The sequence below is a fragment of the Burkholderia sp. Tr-20355 genome, from assembly GCF_017104685.1.
In the GTDB taxonomy this organism is placed as follows: domain Bacteria; phylum Pseudomonadota; class Gammaproteobacteria; order Burkholderiales; family Burkholderiaceae; genus Burkholderia; species Burkholderia seminalis.
In genome coordinates, this window is sequence record NZ_JAAGPK010000376.1 from 1 (window position 1) to 1458 (window position 1458).

Genomic DNA, 1458 nt, shown 5'->3' on the forward strand with positions numbered 1-1458 from the left:
TACGTGCGCAGGTTCACGTTCACCGGCACGCTCGCATCCTTCAGCGTCAGGTGCGCCGGCTGGTTCTCCTCGTGGTTCGTGTTCGAGATGAACACCGACGACAGCCGGTCGAACGTCAGCTTGCCGTCCGGCTTCGGGTATTCGATCGGCTCGCACTGCGACGCCGGCTTCAGCATCTCGTGATCCGCATGCTTGTGGTGCAGCGTCCACGGCACGTTGCCGCCCATCACCTTCTGCTCGAGCCCGACCATCAGCGTGCCCAGGTACAGGCCCTTCGCCATCCACTGCTTGAAGTTGCGCGCGCGGTACAGCTCCGTGTACAGCCACGACTGCTTGAACGCGTCCGGGTACGCGTTCAACTCGTCCGACTGGCGGCCGGCCTGCACCGCGTCGAACGCCGCGTCCGCCGCCAGCATGCCGGTCTTGATCGCCGCGTGGCTGCCCTTGATCCGCGATGCGTTCAGGAAGCCCGCGTCGTCGCCGATCAGCGCGCCGCCCGGGAACACCGTCTTCGGCAGCGACAGCAGGCCGCCGGCCGTGATCGCGCGCGCGCCGTACGACACGCGCTTGCCGCCTTCGAGGAACGCGCGGATCGACGGATGCGTCTTGTAGCGCTGGAATTCCTCGAACGGCGACAGGTACGGGTTCGTGTAGCCCAGGCCCACCACGAAGCCGACCACGACCTGGTTGTTGTCCATGTGATACAGGAACGAGCCGCCGTAGGTGTCGGACTTCAGCGGCCAGCCGGCCGTGTGGATCACGAGGCCCGGCTTGTGCTTGGCCGGATCGATTTCCCACAGCTCCTTGATGCCGATCCCGTATGCCTGCGGATCCGCGTTCGCGTCGAGCTTGTACTTCGCAATCAGTTGCCGCCCCAGATGGCCGCGGCAGCCTTCGGCGAACAGCGTGTACTTCGCGTGCAGCTCCATGCCGAGCTGGAAGTTCTCGGTCGGCTCGCCGTCCTTGCCCACGCCCATGTTGCCGGTGGCGACGCCCTTCACGGAACCGTCGTCGTTGTAGAGGATCTCGGCGGCCGGGAAGCCGGGGAAGATCTCGACGCCCAGCGCTTCGGCCTGCTGACCCAGCCAGCGCGTGACGTTGCCCAGCGAAATCACGTAGTTGCCGTGGTTCTTGAAGTTGTCGGGCAGCGCCCAGTTGGGCGTGGTGACCGCGCTGCTCTCCGACAGGAACAGGAAGCGGTCTTCCGTCACCTCGACGTCGAGCGGCGCGCCGCGCTCCTTCCAGTCGGGGAACAGTTCGGTGATCGCGCGCGGGTCCATCACCGCGCCCGACAGGATGTGCGCGCCGATCTCGGAACCCTTCTCGAGCACGCACACGCCGATCTCGGTGCCTTTCTCGGCGGCCAGCTGCTTGAGCCGGATCGCCGCCGACAGCCCGGCGGGGCCGCCGCCGACGATCACGACGTCGTATTCCATCGATTCGCGCGGGCCGTATTGC

At 66.5% G+C, this 1458-nt stretch carries 1 protein-coding gene; it reads right to left on the bottom strand.

The features are described 5' to 3' along the window. On the bottom strand, positions 1–1458 hold a 1458-nt coding region (locus G3N62_RS35480), incomplete at both ends, for an electron-transfer flavoprotein:ubiquinone oxidoreductase (RefSeq protein ID WP_206141551.1).